The 26,556-nt window shown below is 61.7% G+C and carries 29 protein-coding genes and 1 pseudogene; 12 read left to right on the plus strand and 18 right to left on the minus strand.

Features of this window, described 5'->3' with window-relative positions:
* Positions 1 to 203: 203 nt before the first annotated feature.
* Positions 204 to 1,028, plus strand: coding sequence for an alpha/beta fold hydrolase (locus tag ACXR0M_RS17890; RefSeq protein WP_458833111.1), 825 nt, complete (start codon positions 204 to 206; stop codon positions 1,026 to 1,028).
* A 91-nt stretch (positions 1,029 to 1,119) separates the two neighbouring features.
* Here the strand turns inward: ACXR0M_RS17890 and dsbG are convergent.
* From dsbG to dsbD, 3 genes and pseudogenes are all read right to left on the minus strand, one after another.
* Positions 1,120 to 1,890, minus strand: a pseudogene (gene dsbG / locus ACXR0M_RS17895) (thiol:disulfide interchange protein DsbG).
* On the minus strand, positions 1,866 to 2,735 hold the full coding sequence (locus tag ACXR0M_RS17900) for a TlpA family protein disulfide reductase (protein ID WP_458833112.1): 870 nt from the start codon (positions 2,733 to 2,735) through the stop codon (positions 1,866 to 1,868). The pseudogene dsbG and the gene ACXR0M_RS17900 overlap by 25 nt, the downstream one beginning before the upstream one ends.
* Complete coding sequence (gene dsbD, locus ACXR0M_RS17905) at positions 2,735 to 4,468, minus strand: protein-disulfide reductase DsbD (RefSeq protein ID WP_458833113.1); 1,734 nt, start codon at positions 4,466 to 4,468, stop codon at positions 2,735 to 2,737. Before dsbD ends, ACXR0M_RS17900 begins: the two co-directional genes overlap by 1 nt.
* Before the next feature lie 153 nt (positions 4,469 to 4,621).
* Here dsbD and ACXR0M_RS17910 point away from each other — a divergent pair, with 153 nt between their 5' ends.
* The 5 genes from ACXR0M_RS17910 to ACXR0M_RS17930 all read left to right on the plus strand — a co-directional run bounded on the left by ACXR0M_RS17910 (position 4,622) and on the right by ACXR0M_RS17930 (position 9,180).
* Positions 4,622 to 5,302 (plus strand): response regulator, encoded by a 681-nt coding sequence (locus tag ACXR0M_RS17910; RefSeq protein ID WP_458833114.1) that lies wholly within the window; start codon positions 4,622 to 4,624, stop codon positions 5,300 to 5,302.
* Complete coding sequence (locus ACXR0M_RS17915) at positions 5,302 to 6,624, plus strand: ATP-binding protein (protein WP_458833115.1); 1,323 nt, start codon at positions 5,302 to 5,304, stop codon at positions 6,622 to 6,624. The genes ACXR0M_RS17910 and ACXR0M_RS17915 overlap by 1 nt, the downstream gene beginning before the upstream one ends.
* A gap of 207 nt (positions 6,625 to 6,831) precedes the next feature.
* Positions 6,832 to 7,317 (plus strand): GNAT family N-acetyltransferase, encoded by a 486-nt coding sequence (locus ACXR0M_RS17920; protein ID WP_458833116.1) that lies wholly within the window; start codon positions 6,832 to 6,834, stop codon positions 7,315 to 7,317.
* 142 nt (positions 7,318 to 7,459) lie between these two features.
* Entirely contained in the window at positions 7,460 to 8,872 is a 1,413-nt protein-coding gene (locus ACXR0M_RS17925; RefSeq protein WP_458833117.1) for a diaminobutyrate--2-oxoglutarate transaminase, read from the plus strand.
* Between the two features lie 83 nt (positions 8,873 to 8,955).
* Positions 8,956 to 9,180, plus strand: coding sequence for an MbtH family protein (locus tag ACXR0M_RS17930; protein ID WP_007917715.1), 225 nt, complete (start codon positions 8,956 to 8,958; stop codon positions 9,178 to 9,180).
* Positions 9,181 to 9,383: 203 nt separating this feature from the next.
* Here the strand turns inward: ACXR0M_RS17930 and ACXR0M_RS17935 are convergent, their stop codons facing one another.
* The 11 genes from ACXR0M_RS17935 to soxR form a co-directional block, all read right to left on the minus strand.
* Positions 9,384 to 10,289, minus strand: coding sequence for a metal ABC transporter substrate-binding protein (locus ACXR0M_RS17935; protein WP_458833118.1), 906 nt, complete (start codon positions 10,287 to 10,289; stop codon positions 9,384 to 9,386).
* Complete coding sequence (locus ACXR0M_RS17940; RefSeq protein WP_458833119.1) at positions 10,290 to 11,189, minus strand: metal ABC transporter permease; 900 nt, start codon at positions 11,187 to 11,189, stop codon at positions 10,290 to 10,292.
* Positions 11,189 to 12,037, minus strand: a complete 849-nt coding sequence (locus ACXR0M_RS17945; protein WP_458833120.1) for a metal ABC transporter ATP-binding protein — start codon at positions 12,035 to 12,037, stop codon at positions 11,189 to 11,191. The genes ACXR0M_RS17940 and ACXR0M_RS17945 overlap by 1 nt, the downstream gene beginning before the upstream one ends.
* Entirely contained in the window at positions 12,034 to 12,963 is a 930-nt protein-coding gene (locus tag ACXR0M_RS17950) for a metal ABC transporter substrate-binding protein (protein ID WP_458833121.1), read from the minus strand. The genes ACXR0M_RS17945 and ACXR0M_RS17950 overlap by 4 nt, the downstream gene beginning before the upstream one ends.
* A 35-nt stretch (positions 12,964 to 12,998) precedes the next feature.
* Positions 12,999 to 13,574, minus strand: coding sequence for a DUF6162 family protein (locus tag ACXR0M_RS17955; RefSeq protein ID WP_458833122.1), 576 nt, complete (start codon positions 13,572 to 13,574; stop codon positions 12,999 to 13,001).
* On the minus strand, positions 13,571 to 13,912 hold the full coding sequence (locus ACXR0M_RS17960) for a hypothetical protein (RefSeq protein ID WP_458833123.1): 342 nt from the start codon (positions 13,910 to 13,912) through the stop codon (positions 13,571 to 13,573). The genes ACXR0M_RS17955 and ACXR0M_RS17960 overlap by 4 nt, the downstream gene beginning before the upstream one ends.
* A complete protein-coding gene (locus tag ACXR0M_RS17965) occupies positions 13,909 to 14,451 on the minus strand; it encodes a thiamine pyrophosphate-binding protein (protein WP_458833124.1) in 543 nt (180 codons plus the stop codon). Before ACXR0M_RS17965 ends, ACXR0M_RS17960 begins: the two co-directional genes overlap by 4 nt.
* Positions 14,448 to 15,632 carry a PepSY-associated TM helix domain-containing protein gene (locus tag ACXR0M_RS17970; RefSeq protein WP_458833125.1) on the minus strand — a complete coding sequence of 395 codons (1,185 nt, stop codon included), beginning with the start codon at positions 15,630 to 15,632 and terminating at the stop codon, positions 14,448 to 14,450. The genes ACXR0M_RS17965 and ACXR0M_RS17970 overlap by 4 nt, the downstream gene beginning before the upstream one ends.
* 318 nt (positions 15,633 to 15,950) lie before the next feature.
* Positions 15,951 to 16,826, minus strand: a complete 876-nt coding sequence (locus tag ACXR0M_RS17975) for an alpha/beta fold hydrolase (RefSeq protein ID WP_458833126.1) — start codon at positions 16,824 to 16,826, stop codon at positions 15,951 to 15,953.
* Positions 16,827 to 17,031: 205 nt separating this feature from the next.
* On the minus strand, positions 17,032 to 17,490 hold the full coding sequence (locus ACXR0M_RS17980) for a VOC family protein (protein ID WP_458833127.1): 459 nt from the start codon (positions 17,488 to 17,490) through the stop codon (positions 17,032 to 17,034).
* A gap of 105 nt (positions 17,491 to 17,595) precedes the next feature.
* Entirely contained in the window at positions 17,596 to 18,045 is a 450-nt protein-coding gene (gene soxR, locus ACXR0M_RS17985) for a redox-sensitive transcriptional activator SoxR (protein WP_458833128.1), read from the minus strand.
* Positions 18,046 to 18,138: 93 nt separating this feature from the next.
* On the opposite strand from soxR, the gene ACXR0M_RS17990 reads away from it, so the two are divergent.
* The 5 genes from ACXR0M_RS17990 to ACXR0M_RS18010 all read left to right on the plus strand — a co-directional run bounded on the left by ACXR0M_RS17990 (position 18,139) and on the right by ACXR0M_RS18010 (position 22,876).
* Entirely contained in the window at positions 18,139 to 18,501 is a 363-nt protein-coding gene (locus tag ACXR0M_RS17990; protein WP_458833129.1) for an antibiotic biosynthesis monooxygenase, read from the plus strand.
* Positions 18,502 to 18,666: 165 nt separating this feature from the next.
* Entirely contained in the window at positions 18,667 to 18,924 is a 258-nt protein-coding gene (locus tag ACXR0M_RS17995; RefSeq protein WP_458833130.1) for a hypothetical protein, read from the plus strand.
* Between the two features lie 100 nt (positions 18,925 to 19,024).
* Positions 19,025 to 19,639, plus strand: coding sequence for a LysE family translocator (locus tag ACXR0M_RS18000; RefSeq protein WP_458833131.1), 615 nt, complete (start codon positions 19,025 to 19,027; stop codon positions 19,637 to 19,639).
* 205 nt (positions 19,640 to 19,844) lie between these two features.
* Positions 19,845 to 21,011, plus strand: a complete 1,167-nt coding sequence (locus ACXR0M_RS18005; RefSeq protein WP_458833132.1) for an aminotransferase class V-fold PLP-dependent enzyme — start codon at positions 19,845 to 19,847, stop codon at positions 21,009 to 21,011.
* A gap of 56 nt (positions 21,012 to 21,067) precedes the next feature.
* Positions 21,068 to 22,876 carry an aminopeptidase P family protein gene (locus tag ACXR0M_RS18010; RefSeq protein ID WP_458833133.1) on the plus strand — a complete coding sequence of 603 codons (1,809 nt, stop codon included), beginning with the start codon at positions 21,068 to 21,070 and terminating at the stop codon, positions 22,874 to 22,876.
* Positions 22,877 to 22,924: 48 nt separating this feature from the next.
* Here the strand turns inward: ACXR0M_RS18010 and ACXR0M_RS18015 are convergent, their stop codons facing one another.
* Together ACXR0M_RS18015 and ACXR0M_RS18020 are read right to left on the minus strand one after the other, a co-directional pair.
* A complete protein-coding gene (locus tag ACXR0M_RS18015; RefSeq protein WP_458833134.1) occupies positions 22,925 to 23,521 on the minus strand; it encodes a 2-hydroxychromene-2-carboxylate isomerase in 597 nt (198 codons plus the stop codon).
* A gap of 39 nt (positions 23,522 to 23,560) precedes the next feature.
* Positions 23,561 to 24,289, minus strand: a complete 729-nt coding sequence (locus ACXR0M_RS18020) for an SDR family oxidoreductase (RefSeq protein ID WP_458833135.1) — start codon at positions 24,287 to 24,289, stop codon at positions 23,561 to 23,563.
* A gap of 91 nt (positions 24,290 to 24,380) precedes the next feature.
* Here ACXR0M_RS18020 and ACXR0M_RS18025 point away from each other — a divergent pair, with 91 nt between their 5' ends.
* A complete protein-coding gene (locus ACXR0M_RS18025) occupies positions 24,381 to 24,959 on the plus strand; it encodes a TetR/AcrR family transcriptional regulator (protein ID WP_458833136.1) in 579 nt (192 codons plus the stop codon).
* Position 24,960: 1 nt separating this feature from the next.
* On the opposite strand, the gene ACXR0M_RS18030 is transcribed toward ACXR0M_RS18025, so the two are convergent.
* Complete coding sequence (locus ACXR0M_RS18030) at positions 24,961 to 25,242, minus strand: hypothetical protein (protein WP_458833137.1); 282 nt, start codon at positions 25,240 to 25,242, stop codon at positions 24,961 to 24,963.
* A 169-nt stretch (positions 25,243 to 25,411) separates the two neighbouring features.
* Entirely contained in the window at positions 25,412 to 26,299 is an 888-nt protein-coding gene (rhtA, locus tag ACXR0M_RS18035) for a threonine/homoserine exporter RhtA (protein ID WP_458833138.1), read from the minus strand.
* Between the last annotated feature and the right edge of the window lie 257 nt (positions 26,300 to 26,556).

Below are 26,556 nucleotides of genomic sequence, written 5' to 3' on the forward strand. Positions count from 1 at the left end.
CGCTGGCAAGCCAGCTCCCACAGGTTCTTCGGTGGACACAAAATTTGTGAAGACCTTTGAGCATTGTGGGAGCTGGCTTGCCAGCGATGGCGGCAGCAAATTCAACACAAATAAACCGGCATATTCACGTACATATCCAGGGTTGACGATCAACAACCGGCAGCTCAGTCTGCCGGTTCTCTTTTTTATCGCGGGGGTGGTCGATGCCTTTCTTCACGGTTGACGGACAAGCGCTGCACTACATTGATCAAGGCACCGGCCCGGCCGTGTTGCTGGCCGGCAGTTACCTGTGGGACACCGCCATGTGGGCACCGCAGATCGCGGCACTGGCGCCGCATTATCGGGTGATTGCTCTGGACCTTTGGGGCCACGGCGAATCCGCAAAGATGCCATCGGACACCACCTCGCTGGATGACATCGCCCGGCAGGCCGAGGCATTGCTTGATCATCTGGAGATCGATCGGGTCACTCTGGTCGGCTTGTCGGTTGGCGGCATGTGGGGCGTGCGCCTGGCGTTGTCGGCACCGCAGCGGATCAACGGTCTGGTGCTGATGGACACCTACGTCGGTGTCGAGCCCGAGCCTACCCGGCAGTACTACTTCTCGCTGTTCAAGCAGATCGAAGACAGCGGCAAAATCTCCCAGCAACTGCTGGACATCGTGGTACCGATTTTCTTCCGCCCGGGCATTGACCCGCAATCGGCGCTGTATCAGCAGTTCCGCGCCAAACTGGCGGCGTACAGCACCGATCGCCTGCGCGACAGCATCGTGCCGATGGGGCGCATCACGTTCAGTCGGGATGACCAGTTGCCACGCCTGCGCGAATTGAATGCTGCGACCACGCTGGTGCTGTGCGGCGATCAGGACAAACCACGGCCGCCGTCAGAGGCACAGGAAATGGCTGAGCTGATCGGCTGTCCGTGCGTGCTGGTGCCGGAGGCGGGGCATATCTCCAGTCTGGAGAATCCGCAGTTTGTGAATGAGGTGTTGTTTACCTTCCTGAGCGAGCGCAATCGATACACCGAGTGATCGTCAATCGCGAGCAGGCTCACTCCTACAGTTGGATTGCGTACACCTGTAGGAGTGAGCCTGCTCGCGATGGGGCCAGTCCTGGCACCTTTTATTTCGGCCCGAGAATCTTCATCAGTTTGTCCGACGCAGGCGCCCCTTGCTGCTGTTGCAACTCACCCTTGTCGTCCATGTAGAAAATCGCTGGAGTCGCCTGCAGTTCCAGGTCTTCCATCAGCTGCATGTTGGCCGCCAGTTTGGTTTGCACCGCTTTCGGGATGTCTTTTAACGGTTTGAGAGTGCTGGCCTTGCCGGCTTTTTCGTGGTCTTCCAGAGCTTTGGCCGGGTCTTTTGCCGCCAGCAGCGCGGCGGATTTCGCCGGGCTGTCTTCGCGGATGATTCCGACCATGATGTGCCGCAACTGCACTTTGCCGGCCTTGACCCATGGTCGAGCCTGTTCCCAGAACATGTTGCAGTACGGGCAGTTCGGATCGCTGAACAGGTACACGGTGCGCGGTGCATCCTTGTTGCCGTCCTGAATCCAGTTGCTGGCTTCGAACTTGCCCCAGATTTCCTTGGCCATCGGCGCATAGACCATTTTCTGCAGCGGTTCGCTGCTCAGGTCCTTGCCGTCGGCGTCGTACAGATTGCCCAGCAATACGTGCTGGCCGTCCGGCGTCAGGTACAGCGCCATGCCGCGGTTCTGGTACTGCGCGGCTTAACCGCGCAAGCCGTCCGGGGCGTCGAACTGGCCGACGATTTTTGCGCCCTTGGCTTCGATCTGCTTGATCGCGGCGGGCAATTCTTCAGCGGCCTGTACCGACGGCAGGTGCAGCAGGGCAGTGCCCAGAGTCAGCGTCAGCAGGTGGCGGAGGCGGGGCATGGCAGTTTCCTTGCAGAGGTGGCCGGTGCGGCGGTGGGATTCGGGATGTCGAAGCTTTCCAGGGCGCGCGCCAGGCTGGCGTTCGACAATTCGCCCAGATGGCTGCTCAGCAAACGCCCATCGGGGCTATAGAACAGCGTAGTCGGCAGCGCCATGGAACCCACGGCCTGACCGAGTCGGCCGCTGCGATCGAACAGCACGTTGCTCAGGCTCAAGCCCTGGGTTTCGAGAAACGTCGCAACGCTTTGCATGCTTTCGGCCTGATTGACGAACAGGAACGTCAGGTCCGGGCGTTGTTGCTGGGCGTTTTCCAGCACCGGCATTTCACGCCGGCACGGCGGGCACCAGGTGGCCCACAGGTTGATCACCAGCGGCCCGCCCTGATAATCGCTGAGCTGAATGGTCTCTCCGGCGGCGTTGCGCAGGGTGATGTCCGGCAGGCGCGTGCCTTGTTCGTAAATATTCAGTGAGAGTGTCGCCAGTACCCAGAACGCCACACCGCTGGTGACACCAAATCCCAGTGGCCGACGCAGAGCGGGACGTCGCCAGCCGCGATACAGCGCGGCCAGTAGCAGCACAATTACCCCCGGCCAGGCGAGAAAACCGCCATCACGCAAATCGATGATTTGCCAAGGATCAGCGCGGTAATGGCCCCAGTACATGGCTACGAACGCAATGCGCGCTGCCAGCATGCCGATCAGGAACAGACTGAACAGTGCCGACTCGGGATTATCGCCGCCGCGCTTGGCGACCCGCCAGCCGACAAAGGTCGCCAGCGCCAGGGCACTGATCAGCAGCAGGTGGTTAAGCGCGATGGCAAAGGTGCCGAGGGTGAACGTCAGCATCAGTTGGCGTCTCGGGTGGTGGTCCAGCGTTGCAGGAAGGTATCGGCATCGACCTCACCGGTGATGCGCTGGCTGCGGCGTTCTTCGCCGTCGCTGCCGATCCAGACAAAACTCGGTGGCCCCGGGACTTTGTAACGGCTGAGCAGCTCACGGCTGGCGGTGTTGTCGGAGGTGACGTCGAGGCGCAGCAGACGCACATCGCTGAGTGCCTGCATCACCCGGTCCTGGCCGAACACTTGTTTCTCCATGACTTTGCACGACACGCACCAGTCGGCGTAGTAATCGAGCAGCACCCACTGACCCTGGGCCTTCGCGGTATCCAGCTCACGTTGCAGCGCGGCCGGATCCTTGATCGTGGTGAACGCGTCGTGCCCGCTTGGCGTGGCGCTGGCCACACGGCCGGCGCTGTACACCTGCAGCGGTTGGTACGGATCGTCGCTGCCGCCGGCGGCACCGATCAGCAACAGGCTGCCCCACAGACCGAGCAACAACGAACTGGCGCCGAACAGCTGGGCGACGCGGCCGAAGCCTTCCGATTGCTTCCAGGCGCAGAACGCGGCGATCAACAGCAGCGCGCCGCACAGGCCCAGCCACAACGACGCATCCAGCACCGGGCGCAACATCAGCAGCGCAGTCGCCAGAAACAGGAAACCGAAGATGCCTTTAAGCAGGTTCATCCACGCCCCGGGTTTGGGCAGGAAGCGGTTGCCGACGGTCACCAGCAGCAACAGCGGCACGCCGATGCCGATGCCCAACGCAAACAGGATCAGCCCGCCGTGCAGCGCATTGCCACTCTGCGCAATGTACAGCAAGGCGCCGGCCAGTGGCGCGGTCATGCATGGACCGACCAGCAGGCCGGACAGCGCGCCGAGTACCCCGGCGCCGATCAGGCTGCCGCCGCTGCGGCTGCGCGAGGCGTGTTCGAGGCGATCGCGCACGGCCACCGGCAATTGCAATTCGAAGAAACCGAACATCGGCAACGCCAGCACCACGAACACCGCCGCGAACGCGCCGAGCAGCCAGGGATTCTGCAGCCACGCCTGCAGGTTGGCGCCGAGCAGCGCGGCGATCACGCCCATCGCGGCGTACACCAGTGCCATGCAGATCACATAGCTGCTGGCCAGGGCGAAACCACGGCGTGGCGTAGCACCGCTGCCGACGATCATTCCCGCCAGAATCGGCAGCATCGGCAGCGAGCAAGGGGTAAAGGCCAGCAGCAGGCCAAGCCCGAAGAACACCAGCAGACTCCAGCCCAGCGCCCGCTGCTGCAGGCTGCTGGCCAAGGCTTGATCCGGTGCCTCGCCGCCAGCGGCGGGCGTCGCTTTGCCGCCCAGATCGATGACCCGGGTTTGCGGCGGATAGCACAGACCGGCGTCAGCGCAGCCCTGATAACTGACCTTGATCTGACCGCTGGCCGAGGCCGGGATTTTCACCTCCAGGCCTTGGCGGTAAACCGGTTGCTCACCGAAAAACTCATCGCTGTGCGACTCGCCCTCTGGCAGGACCGGCTGTTGCTCGGGCTTCAAACCGTCGAACTTCAGGCGCTTCTGATACAGGTAATAGCCGTCAGTGATCTGCCAGAACAGCTGGGTTTCCCCGGATTCCAGGCGCTCGGAGGTGAGCACGAACGCCTGATCGACCGGAAGAAACTCCGGTTTGCTCTCGAATGGATTGTTTCCCGCCTGAGCCAGGCCGGAGATCAGCAGTGCAAACAAAAGAAAAAAATGACGCATGGAGGAGCCTTGTCCCTGTGCAAGTGGGGGCACAATGGTGGATGGCGATTAACCGATGATTAACCGTCACGCCCTTGTCGCTGTGGCGTTGCGCGCCATAATGTCAGCTTAATCGGCCAACGGCCTAATCGGCTTTTTTCTACGGGACTGATCATGCACGTACTGGTTTGCGAAGACGATGAACTGATCGCCAGCGGTATCGTTGCCGGTCTCACGGCTCAGGGCCTGACGGTCGAACACGTGAATACCGCGTCGAAGGCGCGGGCGATGCTCAAGGTCGCCGAATTCGACGTGATGGTGCTCGATCTCGGCCTGCCCGACGAAGATGGCCTCAAGTTGCTCCAGCAATTGCGCCAGAACGGACTGGAAATTCCGGTGCTGATTCTGACCGCGCGCGATTCGGTCACCGACCGTGTCGATGGCTTGCAGGCCGGCGCCGACGACTACCTGCTCAAGCCGTTCGATCTGCGCGAACTGTTCGCCCGCCTGCAAACCCTGTTGCGCCGCGTTGCCGGACGCAGCGTCAACCTGATCGAGCACGGTGCGCTGACCTACGACCCGAGCAGCCGCGAAACTACTTTGGCCGGACAACCGGTGGACTTGTCGCGACGCGAGCAATCGCTGTTGCAGGCGCTGCTGCACAATCGTGGCCGGGTGCTGTCCACCGAGCAATTGAAGGACAGCGTCTACGGTTTTAATGACGAGCTGGAGAGCAACGCCCTCAACGTGCATATCCATCACTTGCGCAGCAAGCTCGGCAAGGGCATCGTCGAAACCGTGCGCGGTCTGGGCTATCGCCTTGGCCCGGCGGATGGTGGAGAGCAGCCGAAGTGATGAGTCTGCGTCTGCGCCTGAGCCTGACCCTCGGCGCCGCGTTCGCCCTGATCTGGGCGCTGGCGGCAGCCTGGATGCTCAGTGACCTGCGCAATCAGATGATGTTTTCCCTCGACCAACGGCTGGTGGCTTCGGCGCGCATGGTCGCGGGCCTGCTGGAGCAATTGCCGGCGATTCCGAGCAGGGGCGAGGGCACCCATTTCAGTGCTGAACAACTGAACATTCCCGGCGGCATGGCCTGTCAGGTCAGTTCGCTACGCGGGGAGATCCTGGCACGCAGCCATAATAATCCCGAACAAGCGCTGGAAGCCGAGAAAATGGGCTTCCATGATCAGATGATCGACGGCGCGCCGTGGCGCAGTTTCACCCTCGCGCGCGGCGACGTACGGATCACCACCGCTGACCGGCAGATCGAGCGCGAAGCCCTGAACATGTCGATTCTGCTGGCGGCCTCGGTGCCGGTCGGCGTGGCACTGCTCGGCTGTCTGTGCCTGTTGTGGCTGGGTATCGGCCAGGGCCTGGCGCCGCTTAATCGTCTGCGCGAAGCGCTGATGCGGCGTAATGCCGACTCGCTCGAGCCCCTGCAATTAAAGGCTTTCCCCAGCGAACTGAAACCCTTGCTGGAAACCCAGAATCAGCTGTTCCAGCGCATCGGCAAGACCATCGAACGTGAACGCCGTCTGACCGGTGACGCCGCCCATGAACTGCGCAGCCCGTTGACGGCGATCAAGACCCATCTGCAGGTGGCGCGCATGACCGAGGGCAGTGCCCGCGATCAGTCGCTGGCCCGGGCCGAAGAGGGCGCCGACCGCATGCACCGCACGCTGGAGCAACTGCTGTTGCTGGCGCGGGTCGAGGGCAGTCTGTCGTTCGATGATGGCGTGCAGTGCAGCGCCGAGCAGGTGGCGAAACTGGCGATGCAGGATGCGGCCGGCGGCGAGCGCCAGCGGATCAAATTGCAACTGCCGACGGCGCTGTCCAGTGCGCCGGTGCAGATGCCGGCGGTGCTGTCGATTGCCGCGCTGCGCAACCTGCTCGACAACGCCCTGCGCCATACCCCGGCGGACGCGGCGGTCGAGCTGAGTCTGGAAACCGACGGCCCGCGCGCACGGTTTGTGGTGCGCGACCATGGGCCGGGGATTGCTGCCGAAGATTTGCAGCACCTGACCCAGCGCTTCTGGCGCAACGGTCAGAGCACCGGTTGCGGCCTCGGTCTGGCGATTGTCCAGGCGATCGTCCAGCGCTGCGCCTGCACCCTGCATTTCGACAGCCGCCCGGACGGGCTGCGCGTCGAACTGACCATGCCGCTGCAACCCACCTGAAAACCCTGTAGGAGCTGCGGAACGCTGCGATCTTTTGATCTTGATCTTGATCTTGAAAAGCAAAATCAAAAGATCGCAGCGTTCCGCAGCTCCTACGGGGATCGGTGGCGGGGCCACATCAAATGTAACTTCTCTGCATTGGTGCTTCGCCAGTCGCGGCGTTATGGTCGGGGCTGCTCTGACTCGATGGATTGAGGGACCGCAGCCATGGACGCAACACTCTGCATCACCCCCGCGACACCCGCCGACGCCGGCATCATCCGTCGCATCATCGAACGCTCGATCCGCGTCGGGTGTGCGCTCGAACACCGCAATGACCCATACCTCGTCAACCGCTGGATTGACCGGCAACCCGCCGAGGTCATCCGCGCGCAGCTTGCCGACCCGCGTTACTACCTGAATATCGCCTTGCTGCAGGACAAGCCGGTGGGTGTTGGCATGGCCATGGCCAGCGGCACTATCGGCTTTTGTCATGTGCAACCGGAATGGTTTCGCCGTGGCGCCGGCAGGGCGCTGGTGGCGGATCTGGAGCGCTGGCTGCGGACTTGCGGCGTGTCGCAGGTGAGCATCCTCAGCACCCGCACTGGCGCGGCTTTTTATCGGCATCTGGGCTATCGCCAAGCGGCGGCACCCGCCAGCGATCAGGACTTGTATTGCGTGGCGGTGCACAAGCCGCTGCCATCACCCGGCTGACATGCGATCAAGGGTCTAAATCCTCACCGCGCTTAAGCGTTTCCAGAACAGGAAAACCTGCATGTGCGCCCCACGACCGGAACGCGCACCTGTGCGGTGTGCTGTTTTGGTCACTATCCATAGCGTATTGAGGGGTCGAGAGATGTCAGTCGCCACCAGCCTTATCGAAGAGTCGTCGGCGCGGATCGCCTCCGCGCCGGCGGAAACCCTGTATCAGTTCAACGAATCGCCACTGCTGGCGCGGCAGAGTCAGCAGGAATCCAATGCCCGCAGTTACCCGCGACGCATCCCGCTGGCACTCAAGCGCGCCAAGGGCCTGTATGTCGAAGACGTGGAAGGTCGAACTTTCATCGACTGCCTGGCCGGCGCCGGCACCCTGGCGCTGGGGCACAATCACCCGGTGGTGATCGAGGCGATCCAGCAAGTGCTGGCCGATGAATTGCCGCTGCACACCCTCGACCTGACCACCCCGGTCAAGGATCAATTTGTCCAGGACCTGTTCGGCCTGTTGCCGCCAGCGCTGGCGGCCGAGGCGAAGATCCAGTTTTGCGGCCCGACTGGTACCGACGCGGTGGAAGCCGCGCTGAAACTGGTGCGCACTGCCACCGGGCGCAGCACCGTGCTCTCATTCTCCGGTGGTTATCACGGCATGAGCCAGGGCGCATTGAGTCTGATGGGCAGCCTGGGGCCGAAAAAGCCGCTGGGTGCCTTGCTCGGCAACGGCGTGCAGTTCATGCCGTTCCCGTATGACTACCGTTGCCCGTTCGGCCTCGGCGGCGCGGCCGGGGTCAAGGCCAACCTGAATTATCTGGAAACTCTGCTCAGCGACCCTGAAGCCGGCGTGCAGTTGCCGGCAGCGGTGATTGTCGAGGCGGTACAGGGCGAGGGTGGGGTGATCCCGGCCGACATCGAGTGGCTGCGCGGCTTGCGCCGGATCACCGAGAAGGCTGGCGTCGCGTTGATCGTCGACGAGATCCAGAGCGGGTTCGCTCGCACCGGCAAGATGTTTGCCTTTGAGCACGCCGACATCGTCCCGGACGTGGTGGTGTTGTCCAAGGCGATTGGCGGCAGTCTGCCGCTGGCGGTGGTGGTTTACCGTGACTGGCTCGACACCTGGCAGCCGGGTGCGCACGCCGGCACATTCCGTGGCAATCAGATGGCGATGGCCGCCGGTTCTGCGGTGATGCGCTATCTGCTGGAGCACAAGATCTGCGAACACGCCGCGGCGATGGGCGAGCGCCTCAGCGAACACTTGCGCATCCTGCAACGGGACTTCCCGCAATTGGGCGACATTCGTGGTCGCGGCCTGATGCTCGGGGTTGAACTGGTCGATCCGCACGGTGCGCCGGACGCCCTCGGCCATCCGCCAGCCTTCGCCCGCCTGGCACCGCTAGTGCAGCGCGAATGCCTCAAGCGCGGGCTGATTCTGGAGCTGGGCGGCCGGCATGGCGCGGTGGTGCGCTTCCTGCCGCCGCTGGTGATTACCGCTGCCGAAATCGACCGCGTCGCCGAGATCTTCGGCCGCGCGTTGGCTGCCGCCACGGCCGCCGGGTAAATTTTTTCCGGCGCCCAACGTTCTTTCTACATACCCGGCTGCACCCGCGTGCAGCCCATCCCCTACAGTGATGGAGAAGCAGCATGACGTCAGTATTCGACCGCGAGGACATCCTCTTTCAGGTCGTGGTCAACCACGAAGAGCAATACTCGATCTGGCCGGATTACAAAGCCGTGCCCGAAGGCTGGCGCACCGTGGGCAAGAGCGGCCTGAAGAAGGAATGCCTGGCCTACATCGAAGAAGTCTGGACCGACATGCGCCCGTTGAGCCTGCGCCAGAAGATGGAAGCACAGGCGGCCGCTCAGTAATTCGTCGCCTAAAAACAAACCCGCTGGACTGGTGACAGGCAGCGGGTTTTTTCATGGCCGGCATTTGTGCTGCCTGGCAGGGCGTCATCGCTGGCAAGCCAGCTCCCACAGTGATTTGAGGTGTGTCTACGAACTGTGGAACACAACAAAACCCTGTGGGAGCTGGCTTGCCAGCGATAAACGAAAACGCGGTGTAACTGAAATTACGCGCCGCTCAACCCCTTGAGCAGCAAATCCACATTGGCCTCCAGCTCCGCCACCGGATCCGCCGCATCGGTACTCAACACCAGCAACCGACTCCCCGATTCGGCAATCGCCGCTTTCAGCGCCGCTGAAGGCTGACGATGATGCAGCACCAGCGCCACCTCATTGTCCTTGAGCGTCGCCGTGAGTTTGTGCAGATCCTCCGGCGTCCACTCGGCATCCGGGCGTGGATCCTCGCCGATCAGCTCCAGATTCAGGCTGCCGATCAGATAATCGAAATGATCGCTGAGGCTCAGCACACTGAGATTATCGGCTGCGGCCAGACGCGCTTCGCTGTCGGCGCTAAGCTTGAGCAAACGCTGTTTCAGCGCCGCCAGATTGGCCTCGATCTTCGGTTTGGCGGAGGGCGCCAGGCGCACCAGATCCGCCGCCATCACGTCGGCCATGCGTCCCATGTTGTTGCCTGCCAGCCACGGCTGACTGTTCAGGCCATCGACCTGCAACCCCGGCTGTACGGCGATCCCGGGCAGGGCGCCATCTACCGGGCGCGCCGCGTCGACCTCGACGATGCGAATGTTGCTGCGCCGCGCCATCGGGTACAGCGGATCATCGGCCCACAGCGAGCGTACGCCGATTACCGCGTCGGCATTGCTGGCCAGTTTGCCCAGTGCCGGCGCACCACGACCGCTGAAATAAGCGGTCTGGCGGCTGCCCGGCAGATTCGCCGGGGCCGCGCGTTCGAGGCTGACATCGGTGCCTTTAAGCAGCACCTCGCCCAGCCCGTAGGTGATCGGCAATGACGCCAGTACACGCAACGGCTTGGGGTTTTCGCCAGCGATCAATGGAGTACAGACCACGCCGCACAGGGCCAGGCTCAGGGACAGTTTGCGCAATGAGAAAGCCATTTATCCAAGGTTCCCTTTCAGACTCGGAACAACCCCGCGCGCCACGGCGGCGAGGGCGAATGCAAGGCCGGCGACCAAGATGATCGCGGCGCCGGACGGTATCGGCAGATCAAAGACGATCGGCGCGAGAATCCCGCACAAGGTGCTGACCGTGGCAATCAGCACCGAGCACCAGAAAAAACCCTTGAGCGACTGGCTGAGCAAGCGTGCCGCCGCAGCCGGAATCACCAGCAGCGCACCCACCAGAATCGCACCGATGACTTTCACGGCTGCGACGGTGATCAGCGTCACCAGAATCACGAACAGGTAATCCAGGGTTTTTACCGCCACACCGCGCACCGCCGCCAGTTGCGGGTTGAAACTGGCGAGCATGATCCGGTTGTACAGTGGCAGAGCGAGGGCCATGACCAGCGAGCCGACGATCGCCAGCACCAGCAGGTCGTTGCCGTTGACGGTCAATACCGAACCGAACAGCACGTTCTCCAGAATGTGCACGTTGATCTTGCCGGCGAGTATCAGCAGCAAACTCGCGCCCAGCGCCAGCGACACCGAAAGGAACACGCCGATCAGCGTGTCCGGCGCCAGACCGGTACGGTTGCGCAGGTAGTTGAGCAGAATGCCGAACAGCAGGCAGTAGCCGAACAGGCTGCCGTAAGGTCCGGTGTAGGGCTCGCCAAGCAGGATGCCGATGGCCACGCCGGTCAGCGCCGCATGCCCGACCGCTTCGGAGAAAAACGCAAAGCGCTTGACCACCACCAGCGTGCCGAGGCCGCCGAGCACCGGACCGATCAGCAGCCCGGCGAGCAACGCATTGACCACAAACCCGTAGGCCAGCGCCTCCGGCAGATAACCGGCGGACGCCCAGCCTTGAACCAGCAAACGAAAGGCTTCGTAACTCATCAGACAGCGCTCCGCGGATGGGTCGAGAACAGCGTCAGCAGACGTTCCGGGGTCAGCGCCTGTTGCGGCGTGGCGTCGAACAGCACGCGGCGGTTAAGGCCGGTGACCCGATCCGCGAGGCGCTTGACCGCATCCAGATCGTGCTCGATCCACAGCACCGTAATGCCGGCAGCGCGCCAGTCGCCGAGCAGGCGTTCGAACACCTGAATCCCCGCTTCATCGAGCGCCGACATCGGCTCATCCAGAACCAGCAGTTGCGGCGCCGGAATCAACCCTTGGGCGAGCAGCACGCGCTGCCGTTCACCGCCGGACAGCGCACCCATGCGCCGCTTGCGTTTGTCCTGCATGCCGACTCGCTCCAGCGCCTCGCCGATGGCCTTGGCGTAGTGCTTGCTCAAACCGAGAAACGCCGGACGACGCTGGCACATGGCGGCCATGAAATCATCGATGGTCATCGGCAAACCGCGATCAAACTCCAGCGCCTGCGGCACATAACCGATGGTGCCGGGGGCGTCGGGCCAGTGCAGGCTCAATCGACCCTGATGTGGCATCTGCCCGAGCAAGGTCTTGATCAGCGAGCTCTTGCCACCGCCGTTGGGGCCGACCAGGGCGTGGACGTGACCGGGCTGCACTTGGAAAGTGACGTTGTCGAGGATCGTGGTGCGGCCGAGGGTCAGACAAACCTGCGCAAACTCCAGCGTCGGCCCGCTTATATCCTGTGGGAGCGGGCTTGCTCGCGAAAGCGGTGTGTCATTCGATAATGATGTTGGCTGATCCACCGCCTTCGCGAGCAAGCCCGCTCCCACAGGGGATGTGGAAACATCTGAAAGGGTTTCTCTGGATGTCATGCCCCGGACTCTTGAATCGCCCGCACCACCGTGTCGAGGTTGCCGGTCATTTCCTTTTCATACTTGTCGGCGCTGTATTCGCCATAGGAAATGTGCGAAAGCGGGTACAGCTTGACCCCGGATTCGCGCTGAATGGTTTCGACGTAGGTGGAGGGGAAGTCCATCTCGGAGAAAATCACTTTGACGTCGAGCTCGCGCAGTTGGTCGATGGTCTTTTTCAACTGGCTCGGGCTCGGTTCGATGCCGTGGGCCGGTTCGACCACCGCAGTGACTTCCAGGCCGAATTCGCGCAGCAGATAGTCGTACGCTGCGTGCACCGTGGCCACACGCAGCTCGGCGTTGGGTGCCTGGGTCAGTTTGGCCAGGGCGTCGGCGCGCATCTGCCGCAGGCGTTTGCCGTAGGCGCGGGCGTTTTGCGTGTAGGTTTTGGCGTTGTCCGGGTCGAGTTTGCCCAGCTCGCGGGCGATGTTGTTGACCTGGGCAATCGAGGCGCTGATCGACAGGAAGGTGTGCGGATTGACCACTTTGCCGGCACCGCGCGCGGCGGTCCCGGTGGCGGCCAGCAGCGGCACGTTTTCGTTGGCTTCGATGGTCTTGATCTTCGGCGTTTCGCTGGCGGCGATCATGCGGTCGGCGAAATCATCATGGCCGACGCCGTTGAGCACGATCACGTCCAGCCCACTGATGCGTTTGATGTCTTCGGCCCGAGGCTCGTAGGCGTGAGGGTTGAAACCGGCGGGAATCAGCGGGACGACGTCGGCCTTGTCACCGACGATGTTCGCCACATAGCTGTAATACGGGTGCAGGGTGATGCCGATGCGCAGGCGTTTGCCCGGATCAGCGCTGACCAGCGGACTCAGCAGGCTGGCGCAAAGGCCCAACAGCAGCAAGCGCAGGAGGGAACGGCGAGGCGATGAAATGGACATGGGCAAGCGGTCTTCTCTGGGGTGAAGGCGAAGGTTCAGTGGCGATGTTCGCGGGTCACGCCGGCATCGAATTGCGCGACGATCTGTTTCCAGCCAGCGGCGGACAGCGCGGCGTCGCTCAGTTCGGCGGGCGCCTGCAGATCGGCGGCGCGGTTGAGCCAGATGTCGGGTGCAGCATTGGCGTCGGCGCTGAGCCTCATCAGAAACGATCCGGCCACGGCGGACGACTTGCTGTGACCGAAATAGGCGCTGTCGGCCAGCAACTGCCAGGCATGCCCGCCACGGCTGACCGAACTGGCGTCCTGCGCGAACGGCGCGAAGCCTTCTTCGGCCAGGGTCGGTGGCGTCGGCAAGCTTTGCTGTTCTTCACGCAACAGGCGGATTTCGTCGAGGGTCACCCGCAGGTCGGCATAGATGCCTTGCTCGGCAGCGCTGAGATCGCGCCTTGCGTCGAGCTGATGGCTGGCCACCGATTGCGGTTCATGGGACACCCCGCGCCATGCCACCACCGAACCGGCGACGGTAAGGATCAGCAGACACAGCAGCAGAACATTCAGGGTTTCGTGGCCGGCACCGGCCGGGCGCACGACTTGCGTGGTGGGCGTACTCATGGGGCCTCGATGTCGGCTTGGTCGATTTCCACGACGTGACCGGGGCCGGCGTCGAACAGCACATAAAACTCGGCGTCCGGTTTCTTGAACGTCAGGCTCGAATCGGCGCCAAGCTTGCCCGGCAGCAGAATGCTTTCGTCGTAGCCGATCACGTCCAGGGTCACCCCCGGCGCGCCGCTGCCATCGGAAAAACCGCCGGTGCATTTGATCTGCTCCGCATCGATGGCTTTGCATTGGCACATCGGATTGTGGGCAAAGGCTCCGGCGCTGAAACCGGTGCACAGCAGCAGCAACGCGGCGGGCAACCGCCGGCGGGAGGGGCGTTGAACGCGGTTCATGGTTTGGCTCCTTGGGTGTTCAGCCAGGCGATGGTGGCGGGGGAGGCCTGGCGCAGCGGAATCCAGGCCTGGTGCAGGCTGCCATCCCAGCCTTCCATGGTGATCCACAGTTCGGCGTCAGGCCTGGTCTTCTCGGCCACCGGCAACTGCGCGCCCATGCGGTAAGGCGTGCCGAAGAAAATCACCCCGGCGGCGCGCAGGCTGCGCGGTTTGCCGATGCGCAGGTAGGTGGCCTTGACCTGCTCGATGCAGGCGTCGCACAGGGCGGCGTTGAAGTCCTTCATGTAACCGGCGGGGCCGTCGAGGTGTGGCGCTTCGTTGCGCAGTTCGGCCAGACGCAGGCTCCACGGGCCGACCTGAATCTCGCCGATCTCATGCTCGCCGAGGCCGACGTCACCGCGAAACAGCGCCGCGTCAGCCAGGTACTTGGGCATGAAACTCAGCGGAATCAGCAGCAGCAAGGCGTTCAGGTGAAAGCGCCATTTATGCCAGATGCGCCGCAGCGCAGACGGTTGGACAGTGTGTTCGGCGCGGCTCACAGGCTGACCTCCGCCGCTTCACGGCTGATGCTGCGCACCTTCTTGTGCTCGCGCTTGAGCGCATTGGCGGTGGCCAGTGCGGTGCGTTTGGTCCAGATCAACAGGCCGCTGAGGACCATCATGCTCAGCAGCAGGCCGAAGAAGAACCAGATCAGTTTGATCCACAGGCCGCCGAAGTCCCCGGTGTGCAATGGGCGCATCGACTCGGTGACGAACTCCAGCGCGGAGCGGTCGGAAATCAGCCGCGAGGCCGCCATGTCGCCGTTGTACGGGTTGAGCGTGGCAGTCTGGAACATCAGCGGATACCAGCCGCGGCCGCCGACGCTCAAGTGGCTGTAGGCATTGCCCGGCAGGCTGACGAAACTGACTTCCAGCCCGGGGATTTGCTGTTCGGCGATCTGCACCGCGCGATCCAGGCTGATCCGTGGCGGTGGGGCGGCGCTGGCCGAGATCGGCACGTCTTCGCGGGCCAGCGCCGGGATGATCGGTTCGGTGGTGATCGACACCTGGTTATCGAACAGAAACGCCTGCAGCAGAAACCACGTGCCACTGATGGAAATCACCGCGATGAACCAGATCGACCAGATGCCACTCAGGCGATGGAAGTCGCCCCAGAAGATCCGCGCGCCGTGGCGAAAGCGCAGGGTCGGCTTGAAGAAACCTTTCCAGAAGCGCTTGTAGACCACCAGCCCGGTCACCAGCGAGGCGAGCATCGGCAGGCCGAGAAACGACACCAGGTACCAGCCCCAGCTGTAGCCGTTGGTGAACGGCACCAGCCACCAGCCGTGCAGGGCGCGGGTGAACGCCTTGAAATCGAAGTCTGGCGCCGGGCCCTGGATCACCCCGGTGTAGGGGTTGACGTACACCGTCTGCGCGCGGCCATCGGGGTAGCTGACGGCGACGTCGAGGGCGAAGTGCGCTTCGTCGGGGCGGCTGATGCTTTCGACCAGGGTCTGCGGCTCGGCTTTTTTGATCGCCGCCAGCACCTGATCGTAACTGAGCAGCGGCGCATCGTCCGTCGGCGGACTGGCGCGCATCTGCGGGTTGGCGAGCCAGACGATTTCCTGGCTGACCACCGCCAGTGTGCCGGTGACACAGACGATCAGGACAAAAAACCAGATCGGCAGCGCGAGCCAGCTATGCACCATGAACCACAGTTTGGAACGGGATTTCTTCGACATGATTGCGTGTCTTGATTTCGATGAAAGGACACTTGGCTACGGGCTTCGCAGCGCCGGTGTCGGCAAAAGGCGCGTTCCTGGCAGTTGCCCACGCGAACGGCCTGCATCTCTATAGGACGGATGAGCCGGACAAATCCCGATGGCTGATATGAAAGTAAATGTTTCGCACTTCCCGGATTCGACGAAATCCACTGTAGGAGCTGCGGCACGCTGCGATCTTTTGATCCTGTTTTTAAAGATCAAGATCAAAAGATCGCAGCGTGCCGCAGCTCCTACAGGGTTTTGCGTTTCGGCAGAACGATTTAGCCGTGAGACCCTCTAGCGCAGGAACGCCAGGGCTTCGGCGAGCAACTGTTCAGGCACTTCTTCGGCCAGGTAATGCCCGGCCGGCAACGGCTGGCCGCTGACGTCGCGCGCCACTTGCTGCCACTCCTTGAGCGGATCGAAACAACGCCCGACCGTGCCTTCTGCGCCCCACAGGACGCGCAACGGCAGATTCAGCTGATGACCGGCGGCGATGTCGGCGCGGTCATGTTCCAAGTCGATGGCGGCGCTGGCGCGGTAGTCTTCGCAAATGCCCCGGGCGCTGCCGGGATGCTTGAGGCAGCGCAGGTATTCACCGAATGCCTCGTCGGTGAACGGCTTGAGCCCGGCGCTGCGACTGCCCATGACGCTGCGCAAGTAAGCTTCCGGATCGGCCTCGATCAGGGTTTCCGGCAACGGCGCCGGGCGGATCAGGAAGAACCAGTGCCAATAGGCGCGGGCGAAGGCTTCGTTGGTCTGCGTGTACATCGACAGGGTCGGGGCGATGTCGAGCAGCATCATCCGCTGCACCGCAGAAGGGTGGTCGAGGGCCAGACGATGGGCGACCCGCGCGCCACGGTCGTGGGCCAGCACCGAAAACTGCGCAAAGCCCAGCGCCTGCATCAACTCGACGTTGTCTCTGGCCATTTCCCGTTTGGAGTAGTTACGGTGCTGTTGATCGGCAGGGGGCCGGCCGCTGTCGCCGTAACCGCGCAGATCGGCAGCGACCACGGTGAAATGCTCGGCCAGTTGTTCGGCCATCTTGTGCCAGATCACATGCGTCTGCGGGTGCCCGTGCAACAGCAGCAGGCCCGGGCCACTGCCGCCGAGGCGGTAGGCCATGTCGACACCGTTGACGTGGCGCTGGTCTTTGCTGAATCCGGCAAACATCGGGCTGGTCCTTTTTTCAGTCGTTGTCGGCATGCTGAATTTGTTTGCGTTTGGGAGCAACAGGCGCAGCGTGGTACTGGTGTTCATGAAGTGTGTTGTGACCGCACCGGCCTCATCGCGAGCAGGCTCACTCCTACAGTTGCAATGCATTCCAATTGTAGGAGTGAGCCTGCTCGCGATAGGGCCCGCCCAAGCGCTACACATCTCAACCCTGCTGAAACATCTCCAGCGCCCGCTGCCTGATCTGCTCTTCGCTCAGATCTTCCTTGCGCGAAGCGAGAAACCACAAATGCCCATACGGGTCCTTCAGGGTCCCGCTGCGATCGCCATAAAACTGATCCTTGACCGCTGACACCGTTGTCGCCCCGGCATCCAGCGCCCGCTGAAAGGATTTGTCGACATCGGTCACATACAGATGCAAACCGACCGACACCGAGTTGTCCGGCCCGCTCAACGGCCCTTGATCGCAAGGGGTGCCGAGCATGATTGCGCTGTCGCCAATGCGCAGTTCGGCGTGGCCGATGCGGCCGTCTGGCATGTCGAGGCGCATGACCTCTGTGGCGCCAAAGGCTTTTTTATAGAATTCGATGGCTTCGGCGGCCTTGAGGATGCCGAGGTACGGGGTAATGCTGTGATACCCCTCGGGGATGGGTTTGACGCTCATGACGTTCTCCCTGTTGTTGTTTTGCGAGGTGTGTGGCTCCACCGGATTTGTGGAAGGTTCACTATAGAACTGTCTGCCCGGCCAGGATTTTTGCCCGACGAGCCGTCAGCCGAGCAGATGCGCACCCGGCCCTTGCTCGCCGAGGACATCGCCCTGATTGCGCAGCGGACAGGCCTCCATCGACAGGCAGCCACAACCGATGCAACCGGTCAGTCGGTCGCGCAGCACGGTCAACTGGTTGATTCGCTCATCCAGCTCGCGGCGCCATTGCTCGGAGAGGACTTTCCAGTCCGCTGCGGTCGGTGCGCGATCATCCGGCAGTCTGCTCAACGCCTCGCCGATTTCCGCCAACGGAATGCCCAGGCGCTGCGCGACCTTGATCAGCGCCACCCGCCGCAACACGTCACGCGAGAAGCGACGTTGATTGCCGGGATTGCGCTGGCTTTTGATCAGGCCTTTGGCTTCGTAAAAGTGCAGGGCGGTGACCGCCACACCACTGCGCGCAGCGACTTCGCCGACGGTGAGCGGCTTGTGCAGGGTTTCTTTGCTGAGCATGGGCGAAAAGACTCTTGACCTCGACTTAACTGGAGGTTTTACCCTGCAGGCCTTCGAGTCGCAACAGCGTCTTACGGTAAATGGGGACTTCTCATGCAAACGTCAGCGAAACATCGCAGCTTTACCCAACTGATCGAATTCGAGATCGAACCACGGCAGCAACCGGCACTGGTATCGGCCCTGGCGCAGACTGAGCATCTGGCGCAGCACTACGCAGGGTTCGTCAGCGCCAGCGTGCAGGTCAGTGACGACGGCCGGCGAGTGTTGAGCCTGCTGCAATGGCAGACCCGCGAAGCCGGGGAAGCGGCGTTCAGCCGTTTTGAAAGTGGCGAGCAGGATTTCTGGCAACTGATCCGCGCGCATCAGGCGAAAACCGTGACCTTCAATTCGTTCCAGGTGTTGAGCAGCATCGCCCGCAGTCATGATGATGCGTTGCATTGCAGCCTGGTGGGCTAGATCGATGACGCAATCGGGCATTCGTTGCTCGCTCATCGCCAATAATCATAAAAGTGCATCAAGCTGAATTTCTGATAGCCACTATTGAGAGCGTTGATTTTTGCCCGGAGGGGCGCAGGCGTAGCCTTTGTTCATCGACTAACACTGCTCGCCAGGACGCTCCTCATGAATCGTTTACTGACTGTTTCGCTGCTGCTCGCTGTCTCCGTACTCGCCGGTTGCGCCAGCCACGTCGCCCCTGAGCAACGGCCGTACACCGCCGAAGAAACCCGCGAACTGGCGATGGAAGCGCTGAATCGCAGCGGCTTGTCCTTCGACGAATATCACGCAAAAAAAGCGGCACTGCTCGGTGAATCGCCATTCGACAAGAAAGCTGAAATGAGCGCCGGCCGAGCCATACAGCTGCACGGCCGCCCAAGCTGATACGCAACTGTACCGCTTGAAGTTTTACCTAACTGTCCGTGGGTTTGCGGGCGGCCGTGCGATAGGGTCAACACCTGAATGACCTTGACGGAATGCCCCCATGACCCTCTCGCTTGACCTGCTGTTGGCCTTTGCCCTGTTTGCCCTTGTCACCTCGATCACGCCGGGGCCGAACAACACCATGTTGCTCGCGTCGGGGGTCAACTTCGGCTTCAACCGCACCATTCCGCATATGCTCGGTATTACCTGCGGCTTCTTTATATTGGTGGTCGCGGTGGGCTTTGGCCTGGGCGCGGTATTCCAGACTTATCCGCTGCTTTACACGGTACTGCGTTATGTCGGCGCCGCGTATCTGTTGTACCTGGCGTGGAAAATCGCCCATTCGGGACCGGTGGGCGAGGGCGTGGACGGCGAGGCCAAACCGATCAGCTATCTGGGCGCCGCCGCGTTCCAGTGGGTCAATCCCAAAGCCTGGATCATGGCCATCGGTGCGATCAGCACCTACACGCCGCTGCAGGGCTATTTCACCAACGTGGTGATCATTGCCGCGGTGTTCGCCATCATCAACCTGCCCAGCGTCGGCGTCTGGGCGGCATGCGGCACGCTGTTGCGCAACGTGCTCAAGGATCCGCGCTGGTTGCGCGTGTTCAACTGGGGCATGGCCGCGCTGTTGGTGATTTCCCTGTACCCGTTACTTCTCGAAAGCTTTCACTGACGCATTGCTTCAACCGCCGGCCCGATGCCTGTTAAGCTCGGCTTCAGGAGCGTTCCTACGCACTTTTAAATGAAGTTGTCCTTCTTTAACGGCATCCGATCAGGTATTGATGACGCTCTCCAGCCGACGCGCAGCTCACAAGGCTGCGCTGTGCCGTTGGCAGACACGAGCCTCCTGATCCCGGAACACGCTCTGCGAGTCCTTTATGAATAAACGTCCGCTGTATTTCGATTACGCCGCCACCACCCCGGTGGACGAGCGGGTGATCCAGGTGATGATCGACTGTCTGGGTTTTCACGCCAACTTCGGCAATCCGGCGTCCAGCTCCCACGCCTTCGGCCAGCAGGCCCGGCACACGGTTGAGCAGGCCCGCCGCCAAGTCGCCGAACTGGTCGGGGCCGAATCCGCGCAGATCGTCTGGACCTCCGGCGCCACCGAATCCAACAACCTCGCGCTCAAGGGCGTGGCTCAGGCACGCGGGGTGGCCGGCGGCCACATCATCACCAGCCAGATCGAACACAAAGCCATTCTCGATACCGCCCGGCAATTGCAGGACGCCGGCGTGGCGGTGACCTATCTGGTGCCGGACGCGGAAGGTCTGATCAGCCCGCAGGCAGTCAGCGAAGCGATGCGTAACGACACGTTTCTGGTGTCGCTGATGCTGGTCAACAACGAACTCGGCACGCTCAACGACATCCTGGCCATCGGTGAAGTCGTGCGCAGTCGTGGCGCGCTGTTCCATGTCGATGCGGCGCAGGGCGCCGGCAAAGTAGCGATCGATCTGCAGCAGTGGCCAGTGGACCTGATGTCGTTTTCGGCGCACAAACTCTATGGCCCCAAAGGCATCGGCGCGCTATATGTCGGGCCGCATGCGCAACAGCGCTTGCAGGCGCAGATTCACGGCGGCGGCCACGAAGGTGGCCTGCGCTCCGGAACCCTGGCGACCCATCAGATCGCCGGTATGGGCGCGGCATTCGCCTTGGCCGCGGCGGCGTTCGATGAGGAAAAAAACACCATCGCAGCGCTGCGTGAACGCTTGCTTGAACAGCTGCTGAGCCTGCCGGGCGTGCGCCTCAACGGCAGCGTGAGCCAGCGTATTCCACATACCTTGAGCCTGACCTTCGGCGAAGGGGAGTTCAACAGTGCGGCGCTAAGCCAGTCGATCGCCTTTTCCGCGACCTCGGCCTGCAATTCGGCGAGCAACGCACCGTCCCACGTGCTGCTGGCGCTGGGGCACGACGCCCGCCTGGCCGCTCGCACTATCCGCTTGAGCCTCGGCCGTTTCACCACCGCTGAGGATATCGACCAGGCTGCACAACTGATCAAAGGCGCCTGCGCCAGTGCCCCGGCATTCTGGGCAACAGGCCTTTAACCAGCCGCTTTCCACGGCTACGAACAATAACGATGAAGTGATTGGCAGGAGACATGATGAGTACCCAGACTTTGACCGAGGGATCGGTTCCCCAGCGCCTGGCGCACACCCGTGAACTGATGCGCCGCGAAGGCGTTCATGCATTGCTGGTACCCTCGGCCGACCCGCATCTGTCGGAATACCTGCCGGGCTATTGGCAGGGGCGCCAATGGCTGTCGGGGTTCCATGGTTCGGTCGGCACCTTGATTGTCACCGCTGATTTCGCCGGGGTCTGGGCCGACAGTCGTTACTGGGAACAGGCGACCAAGGAGCTGAAGGGCAGCGGCATCGAACTGGTCAAGCTGCAACCGGGGCAACCGAGCCCGCTGGACTGGCTGGCCGAGCAGACACCGGAAGGTGGCGTGGTGGCGGTCGACGGTGCGGTGATGGCGGTGGCCTCCGCGCGTACCTTGGGCAGCAAGCTCGAAGCCCGTGGAGCGCGTCTGCGCACCGATATCGACCTGTTGAACGAAGTCTGGGCCGATCGCCCGAGCCTGCCGAACGCGCCGATCTACCAGCATCTGCCGCCGCAGGCGACGGTCAGCCGTGGCGAGAAACTGGCCAGGCTGCGGGAGACCTTGCAGGAGCGCGGTGCCGACTGGCATTTCATCGCCACCCTCGATGACATCGCCTGGCTGTTCAATCTGCGCGGCGACGACGTCTCGTTCAACCCGGTATTTGTGTCGTTTGCCCTGATCAATCAACAGCAGGCGACGTTGTTTGTGGCACTGAGCAAGGTCGATGCCGAGCTGCGCGCGGTGCTAGAGCATGATGGCGTAACTCTGCGCGATTACCACGATGTGGCCGATGCCTTGCGCGCAGTGCCAAACGGCGCCAGCCTGCTGGTGGATCCGGCGCGGGTCACCAGCGGTTTGCTGGATAACCTGGACAGCAGCGTAAAACTGGTCGAAGGCCTGAACCCGACCACGCTCGCCAAATCGCAGAAGAGCGAGGCGGATGCGCAGCACATTCGCAAGGCCATGGAGCAGGATGGCGCGGCATTGTGCGAATTCTTCGCCTGGCTGGAATCGGCCTGGGGACGCGAACGCATCACCGAGCTGACCATCGACGAGAAACTCACGGCGGCCCGTGAACGGCGTCCGGATTACGTGTCGCTGAGCTTCAACACGATTGCCGCGTTTAACGCCAACGGCGCGATGCCGCACTATCACGCCACCGAAGAAGAACACGCGGTGATCGAGGGCGATGGCTTGCTGCTGATCGACTCGGGTGGCCAGTACCTCGGCGGCACCACTGACATCACCCGGATGGTCCCGGTCGGTACGCCGACGGACGAGCAGAAACGTGACTGCACACGCGTGCTAAAGGGCGTGATTGCACTGTCGCGTGCACACTTCCCGAAAGGCATTCTGTCGCCACTGCTGGATGCCATCGCCCGTGCGCCGATCTGGGCGGAAAGCGTGGATTACGGCCACGGCACCGGGCATGGCGTCGGCTATTTCCTCAACGTTCACGAAGGTCCGCAGGTAATCGCCTATCAGGCCTCTGCGGCACCGCAAACCGCGATGCAGCCAGGGATGATCACATCCATTGAGCCGGGGACTTATCGTCCAGGCCGTTGGGGCGTGCGGATCGAGAACCTGGCAATGAATCGCGAGGCGGGCAGCAGCGAGTTTGGCGAGTTCCTCAAGTTTGAAACCTTGACCCTGTGCCCGATCGACACGCGCTGCCTGGAGCCGTCCTTGCTCACGCAGGAAGAAAAGCAGTGGTTCAACGCCTATCACGCCGAGGTGCGTGAGCGTTTGAGTCCGCTACTGGAAGGCGCTGCGCTGGAGTGGTTGAACACGCGGACAGCCGCGATCTGATGGCAAAAACCTGGACGCTGTGACCAGCGTCCGGGTTCTTTGGTTTTTCTATGGTTGGCGCAGGGCTTGTTCGACGAAATCGAGGCGGTCCTGGCCGAAGAACAACTGGTCGCCGATAAACATGCTCGGCGCACCAAATACCCCGCGTTTAACGGCCGTCTCGGTGTTGTCCTTGAGGGCTGCCTTGACCGTTTCGTCATTGGTCAGGGCCAGTACTTCGTTGGGATCGAAGCCGTGTTCGCTCAGAACCGCAGCGACAGTTGTCGGCTCATCAAGCGAGCGTCCCTCTACCCACAGTGCCTTGAACAGACAATCGATGAACGCCTGAAAGCGTTGCGGCTGGCGCAGCTGTATACCGGTGACGGCGCGCATCAGCATCAGCGTGTTGATCGGGAAGTGCGGATTGAATTTCAGTGGCACACCATAGCGTCTGGCGTAGCGATCCAGATCCTGAAACATGTAGCGGCCCTTGGCCGGAATCATCGCCGGTGAGGCATTGCCGGTCGCCTTGAACACGCCGCCCAGCAGCATCGGTATGTAGATCAGCTCGCTGTGGGTTTCGGCGCAGATCTGCGGTAACTGGGTGTAGGCCAGATAGGTGGCTGGGCTGCCGAGATCGAAATAGAACTCCACGGTTTTGCTCATGTGCGCTGCTCTCTATTTATTGTTATGGAGGAGGCGGGCCTACCAGCGTTCGTTCCACGGACGCAGATCCAGCTCGAAGGTCCAGGCATCCCGTGGCTGAGTGTGCAGATACCAGTAGTTTTCGGCAATGTGCTCGGGATTGAGAATGCCGTCCTGGTCCTTGGTCGCGTACTTATCCGGAAAACTGTTACGGATGAAGTCGGTATCGATCGCCCCATCGACCACGACATGGGCGACGTGAATGCTCATCGGACCCAGTTCACGAGCCATGCTTTGCGCCAGTGCGCGGATCCCGTGTTTGGCCCCGGCGAAGGCGGCAAACCCGGCAGCGCCGCGCAGTCCGGCGGTGGCACCGGTGAATAGTATGGTGCCGCGCTGACGGCTGACCATGCGCTTGGCCACTTCGCGGGCATTGAGGAAGCCCGAAAAACAGGCCATCTCCCAGATCTTGAAATACTTGCGGGCGGTTTCTTCGAGGATGCTGCAAGGCACGTTGGCGCCGATGTTGAAAACAAACGCTTCGATCGGGCCGAGGCGGGTTTCAATCTCTTCAATCAGCGCAATGACGTCTTCTTCGTTGCGCGCATCGCAGGCGAAACCGTGGGCTTCTCCACCGTCGGCCTGAATCGCATCGACCAGTGGCTGTAATTTGTCGGCGCTGCGTCGTGTAACGCAGGCGACAAAACCTTCTCTGGCAAAGCGCTTGGCAATCGCCCCACCCGTTGCATCGCCTGCGCCAACTACCAATACGACCTTCTTGTTATTCATGGGTAAACCCTTTAGTAAACGATCGTTAAGTGAACGAACGTTATGCTAGGATCCAGGCAACGTCAAGGCGGTTGAACGAGAGGTAAAACGCATGCGGTATTCCGCTGGTCACAAGCTGGAAACCCGGGAAAAACTGCTGAACAGCAGTGCACTTTCAGCCAAGCGTTGTGGATTTTCGACCCTCGGGGTCGATGGATTGATGAAGGCAATCGGCCTGAGCGGCGCGGCGTTTTATAGCCACTTCTCGTCGAAAGATGCGCTGTTTACCGCGATCGTTGAGCGTGAACTGTGCCAGAGCCTGGAGCGACTGGGCGGGAGAGGGGAGCAGGACCGCGGGCGGCTGGAGCGCTGTCTCAAGCAGTACCTGAGCTTGGCCCACGTCGAACAGCCTGAATCGGGTTGCGCCTTGCCGACATTGGGGGCGGAAATTGCCCGCTCCGATGATCAGGTACGCGAGCAGGCGGAGTTGTGGATATGCCGCTTGCAGGCCAGTTGGGCGCAGGTTCTGCAAAGCGACAGCCTGGCGTGGGCGATTCTGGCGCAATGCGTCGGGGCGTTGGTGGTTGCGCGGATGCTGGCGACGCCGGAGATCCAGCAGAGGGTATTGAAGTCCAGTCAGGAAGAGATCGGACGTCAACTGGCTGCTCGACGGGACGAGCAGCCAGCGTGATTCATTTACAGATCACGATCATGCTTCGACTGGTATAGCCGGCCGGATTGAGACCGAACGGGTAGTCGCCTGGTTCTTCCACGGCGTCGCCCGATTTGGCGATGACTTTGTAGTCTTTCGGGGCGCAAGCATTGGCGGCGCTGGTGTAGCACTTGTCCCAAGAGGACGACAGCCCGGAACAGTTGATGTGCAGCCCTTTTCTACCGTGCTTCACTTGAGTCTTTGAGGTCGCTGCGCACCCGGCAATAGCCAGTACGGCGATCAGTATCAAAATTCGTTTCATTACCGTCCTTATGGCTGCCACGAGTCTGACGCTCGGGTCTGCCTGTATTCGCTTGCGCTGTAAGCGTTTCGATGTCCCTATCTGAAAAAGTCCATGTCTGGCCCTGAGTTAAGCGGTCTAAACATGGCCTAAAAGAGCGCCAATTGCCAGACCTTCGTCAAATCCTGTTTCAATCTGCCGCAATGGCAGGCTTGGCTGCACTGCCCATGGTCATGGTTGCCCCGACGGAGGCCAGAATAATGCACAGGATCGCCAGCCATTGTGACAACGAGAGGTATTCCTGCAGAAACAGCAGACCTGACAGCGCGCCGAAGGCCGGCTCTATGCTCATCAAGGTGCCAAAGGTGCGCGCCGGCAGGCGTGTGAGGGCAATCATCTCCAGCGTGTAGGGCAGCGCGGTGGAAAGGATGGCGACACCGATGGCGACGGGAATCAGTGAGGGCGTCAGCAAGGCTGCACCGGCATGTACAACACCGATCGGCGCAACAAACAGCGCGGCAATCATCACGCCCAGGGCTGCGGTGGTGACACCATTGTCAGCGCCGGCCTTCTGCCCAAACAGAATATACAGCGCCCAGCACACGCCAGCGCCCAAGGCATATCCGGCCCCAATCAAGTCGATGCCTGCAGTTGTCGCACCGGTGGGAATCAATAGCAGCAAGCCGATCGCGGCCAGAGCAATCCAGAGAAAGTCGATGGCGCGGCGGGAAGAATAGATGGCAACCGCCAGCGGTCCGGTAAATTCCAGTGCGACGGCGATGCCAAGAGGCACGGTGCGCAAGGACATGTAGAAGAGGAAATTCATTCCGCCCAGCGCCATTCCGTAAACGATCACAGTGCGCAACGACTGCGCCGTCAGCTTCGCTCGCCAGGGGCGTAACAGCAGCAACATGATCACGCTGGCGAAGATCAGGCGCAGGGTGGTCGTCCCTTGAGCGCCGACCACCGGGAACATGCTCTTGGCCAAAGAGGCCCCGGACTGGATGGATGCCATGGCGATTAATAGCAGGCCAACCGGAAACAGCATTGAGGCCAGAGAGCGAGGTTGGTCAGTCATTGCGAGGCATCATCCGAAGGGTAGAGCAGGGTATTGTTTTAAGTGTTGGGCAATATACTGCGCATTCACTGGTGTTGCGTCTATATAGAAGCAGGCTTTTTCCGCGGATTGATAGAAAACCGAAATTAATGGTTGACGGCGAATTCTAGAGGTCTATAATTCGCCCCACTTCCGGCGCAGTCGAAACGGAAAACTCCTTGAGATTCAACGAGTTACGCGGTTTTCGGCAGTGACTTGCTTCAGTTCATCGAAACCTG

It is taken from the genome of Pseudomonas sp. Eth.TT006 (assembly GCF_054456575.1).

Coding starts and splice junctions, on each gene's coding strand:
- ACXR0M_RS17925 (WP_458833117.1), top strand. CDS start 7,460: ATGTCAGTCGCCACCAGCCTTATCGAAGAGTCGTCGGCGCGGATCGCC.
- ACXR0M_RS17910 (WP_458833114.1), top strand. CDS start 4,622: ATGCACGTACTGGTTTGCGAAGACGATGAACTGATCGCCAGCGGTATC.
- ACXR0M_RS17970 (WP_458833125.1), bottom strand. CDS start 15,632: ATGTCGAAGAAATCCCGTTCCAAACTGTGGTTCATGGTGCATAGCTGG.
- ACXR0M_RS18015 (WP_458833134.1), bottom strand. CDS start 23,521: ATGAGCAAAACCGTGGAGTTCTATTTCGATCTCGGCAGCCCAGCCACC.
- ACXR0M_RS17935 (WP_458833118.1), bottom strand. CDS start 10,289: ATGGCTTTCTCATTGCGCAAACTGTCCCTGAGCCTGGCCCTGTGCGGC.
- ACXR0M_RS17940 (WP_458833119.1), bottom strand. CDS start 11,189: ATGAGTTACGAAGCCTTTCGTTTGCTGGTTCAAGGCTGGGCGTCCGCC.
- ACXR0M_RS17960 (WP_458833123.1), bottom strand. CDS start 13,912: ATGAACCGCGTTCAACGCCCCTCCCGCCGGCGGTTGCCCGCCGCGTTG.
- ACXR0M_RS17890 (WP_458833111.1), top strand. CDS start 204: ATGCCTTTCTTCACGGTTGACGGACAAGCGCTGCACTACATTGATCAA.
- ACXR0M_RS17900 (WP_458833112.1), bottom strand. CDS start 2,735: ATGCTGACGTTCACCCTCGGCACCTTTGCCATCGCGCTTAACCACCTG.
- ACXR0M_RS17950 (WP_458833121.1), bottom strand. CDS start 12,963: ATGTCCATTTCATCGCCTCGCCGTTCCCTCCTGCGCTTGCTGCTGTTG.
- ACXR0M_RS17955 (WP_458833122.1), bottom strand. CDS start 13,574: ATGAGTACGCCCACCACGCAAGTCGTGCGCCCGGCCGGTGCCGGCCAC.
- ACXR0M_RS17915 (WP_458833115.1), top strand. CDS start 5,302: ATGAGTCTGCGTCTGCGCCTGAGCCTGACCCTCGGCGCCGCGTTCGCC.
- dsbD (WP_458833113.1), bottom strand. CDS start 4,468: ATGCGTCATTTTTTTCTTTTGTTTGCACTGCTGATCTCCGGCCTGGCT.
- rhtA (WP_458833138.1), bottom strand. CDS start 26,299: ATGACTGACCAACCTCGCTCTCTGGCCTCAATGCTGTTTCCGGTTGGC.
- ACXR0M_RS17980 (WP_458833127.1), bottom strand. CDS start 17,490: ATGAGCGTCAAACCCATCCCCGAGGGGTATCACAGCATTACCCCGTAC.
- ACXR0M_RS18005 (WP_458833132.1), top strand. CDS start 19,845: ATGAATAAACGTCCGCTGTATTTCGATTACGCCGCCACCACCCCGGTG.
- ACXR0M_RS18025 (WP_458833136.1), top strand. CDS start 24,381: ATGCGGTATTCCGCTGGTCACAAGCTGGAAACCCGGGAAAAACTGCTG.
- ACXR0M_RS17920 (WP_458833116.1), top strand. CDS start 6,832: ATGGACGCAACACTCTGCATCACCCCCGCGACACCCGCCGACGCCGGC.
- ACXR0M_RS18000 (WP_458833131.1), top strand. CDS start 19,025: ATGACCCTCTCGCTTGACCTGCTGTTGGCCTTTGCCCTGTTTGCCCTT.
- ACXR0M_RS17990 (WP_458833129.1), top strand. CDS start 18,139: ATGCAAACGTCAGCGAAACATCGCAGCTTTACCCAACTGATCGAATTC.
- ACXR0M_RS17930 (WP_007917715.1), top strand. CDS start 8,956: ATGACGTCAGTATTCGACCGCGAGGACATCCTCTTTCAGGTCGTGGTC.
- ACXR0M_RS18010 (WP_458833133.1), top strand. CDS start 21,068: ATGAGTACCCAGACTTTGACCGAGGGATCGGTTCCCCAGCGCCTGGCG.
- ACXR0M_RS18030 (WP_458833137.1), bottom strand. CDS start 25,242: ATGAAACGAATTTTGATACTGATCGCCGTACTGGCTATTGCCGGGTGC.
- soxR (WP_458833128.1), bottom strand. CDS start 18,045: ATGCTCAGCAAAGAAACCCTGCACAAGCCGCTCACCGTCGGCGAAGTC.
- ACXR0M_RS17995 (WP_458833130.1), top strand. CDS start 18,667: ATGAATCGTTTACTGACTGTTTCGCTGCTGCTCGCTGTCTCCGTACTC.
- ACXR0M_RS17975 (WP_458833126.1), bottom strand. CDS start 16,826: ATGTTTGCCGGATTCAGCAAAGACCAGCGCCACGTCAACGGTGTCGAC.
- ACXR0M_RS17945 (WP_458833120.1), bottom strand. CDS start 12,037: ATGACATCCAGAGAAACCCTTTCAGATGTTTCCACATCCCCTGTGGGA.
- ACXR0M_RS18020 (WP_458833135.1), bottom strand. CDS start 24,289: ATGAATAACAAGAAGGTCGTATTGGTAGTTGGCGCAGGCGATGCAACG.